5 protein-coding genes are annotated in these 6,192 nt (G+C 65.6%); 2 read left to right on the forward strand and 3 right to left on the reverse strand.

What is annotated here, in order from left to right:
* Positions 1 to 93 precede the first annotated feature (93 nt).
* On the forward strand, positions 94 to 1,503 hold the full coding sequence (locus tag ASD94_RS13105; RefSeq protein ID WP_056643598.1) for a serine hydrolase: 1,410 nt from the start codon (positions 94 to 96) through the stop codon (positions 1,501 to 1,503).
* Positions 1,504 to 1,660: 157 nt separating this feature from the next.
* Here ASD94_RS13105 and ASD94_RS13110 read toward each other — a convergent pair whose 3' ends face one another.
* The 3 genes from ASD94_RS13110 to dinG all read right to left on the reverse strand — a co-directional run bounded on the left by ASD94_RS13110 (position 1,661) and on the right by dinG (position 4,906).
* Positions 1,661 to 2,164, reverse strand: a complete 504-nt coding sequence (locus tag ASD94_RS13110; RefSeq protein WP_056643600.1) for a pyridoxamine 5'-phosphate oxidase family protein — start codon at positions 2,162 to 2,164, stop codon at positions 1,661 to 1,663.
* Between the two features lie 157 nt (positions 2,165 to 2,321).
* Positions 2,322 to 2,681 (reverse strand): zinc ribbon domain-containing protein YjdM, encoded by a 360-nt coding sequence (locus ASD94_RS13115; protein WP_056643602.1) that lies wholly within the window; start codon positions 2,679 to 2,681, stop codon positions 2,322 to 2,324.
* A 62-nt stretch (positions 2,682 to 2,743) separates the two neighbouring features.
* Complete coding sequence (gene dinG / locus ASD94_RS13120) at positions 2,744 to 4,906, reverse strand: ATP-dependent DNA helicase DinG (protein ID WP_056643604.1); 2,163 nt, start codon at positions 4,904 to 4,906, stop codon at positions 2,744 to 2,746.
* Between the two features lie 158 nt (positions 4,907 to 5,064).
* Between dinG and ASD94_RS13125 the strand changes: the two genes are divergently transcribed.
* Entirely contained in the window at positions 5,065 to 6,066 is a 1,002-nt protein-coding gene (locus tag ASD94_RS13125) for an IS1595 family transposase (RefSeq protein WP_056643606.1), read from the forward strand.
* Positions 6,067 to 6,192: the final 126 nt, after the last annotated feature.

Below are 6,192 nucleotides of genomic sequence, written 5' to 3' on the forward strand. Positions count from 1 at the left end.
TGCGCCCAGGGTGTCTGTGTGCCTCTGTGCGTATCCAGTGCGTGGCCTACACTGCCCCACTCCTTTTTTTGGATGCATGGAGCCGAGCACACCATGAAGAAAAACGCCACCTCACCGGCCTGGCTGCGCGCCGCGCTGGACTACCTACCGCAATGGCTGGACTTGCAACTGGAGCGCTATCGCCAGCCCGGGTGTTCCGTGGCCATTGCGCGCGGCGGCCAAACGGTGGCAGAGCTGGCGCTGGGGGTGGCCGACATGCGCACCCACAAGCAACTCACACCCCGGCACCGCCTGCGCATTGCCTCGCACTCCAAGACCTTCACCGCAGCGGGTGTCATGCTGCTGCGCGAGCAGGGTAAGGTCGGGCTGGACGACCCCATCGGCCGCTATGTCGATGGCCTGCACAAGGACCTGGCCCGCGCGCGCATCGGCGAGCTGCTTTCGCACAGTGCGGGGGTGACGCGCGATGGCCCCGATGCCGGCCAGTTTCTGGACCGGCGGCCGTTTCTCTCGCGCACCGAGCTGCTGGCGGACCTGCGCGCCAAGCCGCCGCTGGAGGCGGGCGTGCAGCTCAAGTATTCCAACCACGGCTACGGCCTGCTGGGGCTGATGATGGAGCAGGTCACCGGCACGGACTACGCGCGCTGGATGCAGCGCCACGTGATTGCCGCCGCCGGCCTGGAAGAGACCGCGCCCGACATGCCCCACCTGCCCCGGCGCGCGCCCCTGGCCGTGGGCCACAGCAGTGAGTTTCCGTTCGGCCAGCGCCTGATCGTGCCGGGCGACAACCCGTGCGACGCCATGGCCCCGGCGGCCGGGTTTGTGTCCACCGCGTCGGACGTAGCCCGCTTCTTTTCACAGCTGGCGCCGGACAGCCCGCACAGCATCCTCTCGCCCGCCAGCCGCCGTGAGATGGCGCAACGCCGCTGGCGCGACCCCTGCAACCTGTTCGAGTCGCATTACGGCCTGGGCACCATGCTCAGCGCGCCGGGCCCCCGCGAATGGGTGGGCCACACCGGCAGCCTGCAAGGGTTCTTGTCGCGCACGGCGCGGTTCCCTGCTCTAGACCTGACGGTGACCGTGTTGACCAACGCGCAGGATGGTTTGTCCACCGAGTGGGTGGAGGGCATTGCCAGCATCCTGTTTGCGTTCCAGCAGCATGGTGCGCCGGGCAGGAAGGAAGCCGCCTGGGCTGGGCGCTGGTGGAGCCTGTGGGGCGCGAGCGACCTGGTGCCCATGGGCAAGGTGGTGTGCCAGGTGGTGCCCGCCATGTTCGTGCCCTTCAACGCGGCCACCACCGAGCTGGCCGTCACCGGGCGCGACACCGGTATGGTTCAGAAAGCATCGGCCTACGCCAGCCCGGGCCAGCCGGTGCGCCGCGTGCGTGACGCCAGCGGCACGCCGACCGAGCTGTGGGTGGGCGGCACCCAGCTGTTGCCCAAGGACGCCATGCTGGCAGAGGCCACCCAGCGTTATCGCAAGGCGCTCAATGCAACGCGATGACGCTGGCAGCGCCTTGCGGTCAGAGTTTTGCTATTAATTGTGTAGCTTATAATGCAAGCTGCAAAAGCGCTACAGGCCGATTTGGTTGATAAGTCCTGTCCAGGCATCGGTGCGTGCGGCCCAACATACCAGGCCCAACACTGCCTCTTCGCGCCGCTCAGGGCAAGGTCAGTTCCTTGTGCTCACCCAGGTGGCGCGGGGGTTCGCCCGTGATCGCGGCCTTGGCCATCTGGAACAGCTGCACCATCTTGCTTTCGTCCACATTCCAGTATTCGGCATGGCGGACGCGCACCCCGAGCAGCGCTAAGTCCGGGTCGGACACGCCCCCCGGGAACCACGCCTTGGCCATGGGCGACCACAGGGCTTCCTTCAGCGCGCGGTCATCCACAAACCGCGCCTGGCCAGACACGGACACATAGCTGTCCTCGTCGGGGTCGGCATACGACACGTTCACTTCGCCGTCGGTCAACAGGCGCTCGTACAGCTCGCCCGATTGGGAGACGAAGAAATACAGCTCGGCCTGCTCATCCAACTGCCGGTTCTGGGTGGTCAGCGGGTGCGCGTGCAGCATGCCCGTGGACGTGCGGTGCGTGAGCATGCCAAAGCGGATGTCCTTGATGAGCTTCCACAGGGTTTCGTGGGCGGGGGATTCAGTGTGCATGGGGCCTCCAGCAGGGGGGAGTCAAAGGGTCCGCGCGATCTGGGTGATCACGCGGCCATCCGTGCACTCTAGGCACCCTCGCTGGACCCTGGCGTCGGCGTGCAGCGCCGATGCCTGTGGGTGCTTGTCTGACACGGGGAGCTGCGCCCCGTGCCGATCAGGCCTTCTTGAGAAATTCTGACTTGAGCAGCATGCTGCCCAAGTCGGTCTTGCAGTCCACGTTGTGGCCGTCGGCACCATCCACCAGGCGGATGCTTTTGATCTTGGTGCCCTTTTTGAGCGTGGACGACGAGCCCTTGACCTTGAGGTCTTTCACCAAAATCACCGCATCACCATCGGCCAGCGGGTTGCCATTCGCATCCCGCACGATGCCGTCGCCCGCTTCGGCGGCATCGGTGTCGGCAGCGTCGGCCACCTGGGGCCATTCAAACGCGCAGTCCGGGCACACGTAGTTGCTGCCGTCGGGGTAGGTGTTCTCCTGGCCGCATTGGGGGCAGGCAGGTACGGTGTGGGGCATGGAGGTCCTCTCTGGGGTTGTTGTAGTGGTTATGGAATCGAAGGGGGCAAAGTATCACCGCTTCACAGCGGCGCACGTTGTTCCAGCGCAAACGGTGGCAGTCCCTTGAGCAGGCGCTGGCCGTAACTGGTGCGCACCAGGCGCTTGTCGTAGCAGTACACATGGGCCTGGTCTTCTTCGGTGCGGATCGCGCGGCCCACCCATTGCGCGAGGCGGATAGCGGTGGCGGGCACCACCAGCTCGCTGAAGGGGTCGCGCCCCACGGCGCGCAGCCACTCAGCGCGGGCTTCGCCCACCGGGTCGTCGGGCGGGGCAAAGGGCAGCTTGGTGATGAACACCGATTCGCACAGCCGCCCGGGCAAATCCAACCCTTCGCCAAACGACTGCATGCCGAAGATGACCGAGGGCTCGCCGTTCTCCACCCGCTCGCGGTGGCGCTTGAGCAGCTGTGTGCGTGGCAGCGCGTTCTGCACCAGCACCACGCTGCGCATGGCGGTGGGCAGTGCGTCCACGGCCTGGCGCATCTGCTCGCGCGAGGTGAACAGCACCAGCGCGCCGTATTCCACGCGCGCAATGTCACGCAGCAGCGCATCGACCATCTCGGTGGTGAACTGCGCGGCGTTCTTGGGGTCGGCGCGCGTCTCGGCGGCAATCAGCGTGCCCTGTGCGGCGTAGTTGAAGGGGCTGGGGACTTCCAGTGTTGTCGTTGCCTCGTCACCATGCAGGCCTGCCTCGCGCAAGAAGAAGTCAAAGTGCCCGCAACTGGTGAGTGTGGCCGAGGTCAGCACCGCGCCGCGCACCGCGCTCCACAGGTGGTTGCGCAGCGTGGTGCCGGGCAGGATGGGGCTGGCATGCGCCTTGACCACGATGAAGTCACCGTCCACCTCCAGCGTGAACCACTTGGCGGCTGGCACGGCGCCCTCGGGTGCGTCCTGCAGCAGCAGCTGCGCGGTGGCGTGCAGCTCTTCCAGGCGCGGGGCCAGCATGCCGATCTGCGCATACAGCGTGGACAGGCGCTTGGCCTCGTCGGGCTTATCGCGCATCTCGGCGCGCAGGGCTTTGCTGATGGCGCGCAGCGCGTCGAGGAAGCCCTCGGCACTCGCAGCCAGCAGGCCCAACGGCGCAATCAGCTGCTCGGGCAGTTCGCCCCGGGGCACACGCACGCGCGCCGGGCCCCAGGCGCTGGGCTGGCTCTTGAGCTGGGCGCCGTACACGTCCATCACGATGCGCGCCAGGTCCTGCAGTGTCTGCCGCAGCTGCGCCGAGTGCTTGGGGATGTCGGCGATCTCCTCGACCTCCAGCAGCGCGCCAATGCGCAGACCCCGGCTCGACAGCCGCTCAATCCAGGTGATGCGCGACAGGTCCATGCTGCACGCGAATTGATCCAAAGCGGTCGATGGCAGGTGGTGGGCTTCGTCCAGCACCAAGAGGCAGTTGTCCAGCTCGGGCAGCACGCGCGCGCCCAGGGACGACAGCAGCAGATCGTGGTTGGCCACGATCACCTGCGCGCCCACCAGCTCCTTGCGCTTGTCGTAGTAGGTGCACTGGCTGAAGGCCGGGCAATGCTTGCCGGTGCACGAGGCGCCCTCGGCCGCCACGGGGCTCCACACCTCGGGCTCGGGCGGGGTGTCGAGGCTGTCGCGGTCACCATCCCACGCGCCCTTCGACAGCGTCTGCGCCATCGCCGAATAGAACTGGATGCGCGCCTCGGTCTCATGCCGGGGGCGCTTGGCGCGGGCAGCGGCTTCTTCTTCGGCAAACAGGTCGTCGTCGGCCTCTTCCTCGGCCTCGCCCGTGCCCGCCAGGCGGTCCAGCTTGAGCTTGCACACATAGCGCCCGCGCCCCTTGGCCAGCGCAAACTTGAAGGGCTGCGGCATCAGCGCTGCCAGCGCGGGCAGGTCCTTGTTGACCAGCTGCTCCTGCAATGCCACGGTGGCGGTGGAGATCAGCACCCGCGTGCCGCGCGACAGTGCCAGCGCAATGGCGGGGGCGCAGTACGCCAGCGACTTGCCCACACCCGTACCCGCCTGGATCACAGCGATGGAGCGCGTGGGTGCGTCTTCACCGCTTTCTTCATCCACCTTGCCCAGCGTGGCGCTGCTGAAGGTGTGCGCCACCTGCTGCGCCATCAGCCGCTGGCCAGCGCGGCTGCGAAACCCCTCGGTGGCCTGCACCACCGCATCGAAAGATTCAAGGGCCTGCGCGGCCCACACCTGTTGAGACATAAGGGGTATCTATTTAGCTCCAGTGGCATCAGAATAGCTGGATGGAAACCCAGATGCTAACGCCAACTCCTGGACAGGACTACCCTCGCACCTGGAACGAATTTCTTGACTGGTTTNAAGGGGTATCTATTTAGCTCCAGTGGCATCAGAATAGCTGGATGGAAACCCAGATGCTAACGCCAACTCCTGGACAGGACTACCCTCGCACCTGGAACGAATTTCTTGACTGGTTTGCCACCGAAGAGGCCTGCCAGGCGTTCCTGGAGAAGCTTCGCTGGCCCCAAGGCTTCGTCTGCCCGCGTTGCGGCAACGCTGGTGATGTGTACCGCGCCAGCCGCACTCGCCTGATGTGCCGCTCATGCCAGTATCAAGGCACAGTGACCTCTRGGACCATCTTTGACAAGACGCGCACACCGCTGCGTGTCTGGCTGGCTGCAGCTTGGTACCTGACCAATCAGAAACAAGGCGTGAGCGCCCTGGGGCTGCAGCGCGTATTGGGCTTGGGGAGTTACCAGACGGCCTGGACCATGCTGCACCGGTTCCGACGCGCCATGGTTCGCCCGGGCCGGGACAAGCTCAAGGGGCTTGTGGAGGTGGATGAAACGTACCTGTCCATTACGGATCGCAAAAATCCCGCCACCCTTGCAGGGCGCAAGAGCAGCACCACCAAAGTGTTGATGGTCATGGCGGTGGAGATCGTGGAGCCCAAGGGGTTCGGGCGCATCCGGTTGCGCCGCATCGACCGAGACTCCGCCACCCACGTCATCCCCTTTGTGCAGGAAGTGGTCGAGCCCGGAGCCCAGGTCCGCACGGATGGTTCGGCGGCATACCGCGCTCTGGGAGAGCTGGGTTACACCCACCAGCGCACCGTCATGCTCGGCTCGGGCGTACCTGCCCATGTCTGCATGGCGGGAGTGCACCGGGTCGCCTCGCTGGTACAGCGCTGGGTGCTGGGAACGCACCACGGTTCTGTGCAGCCAGAGCACCTGGATGCCTACCTCGATGAATTCGTGTTCCGCTTCAACCGGCGCACATCCAGCTCGCGCGGGATGCTGTTTTACCGCTTGCTGCAGCAAGCGGTGGTCACGCCGCCAGTGACGTATGGGGATGTCGTGAGCAAGAATACCGGGGAGAGGCAATCGGATACCATTGCTGGATGAAATCACAGTATCAACGGAGCTACTGGAGCTAAGCAGATACCCCTTATAAATATAGATGACAAAGATCGCCGCACTGGCGGTGGGCCTGGCGGCCGCGATGTCTGCCAGCGCGGGGGAGGTCGAGGT

Source organism: Acidovorax sp. Root70 (assembly GCF_001428225.1).
Classification (GTDB): Bacteria; Pseudomonadota; Gammaproteobacteria; order Burkholderiales; family Burkholderiaceae_C; genus Acidovorax.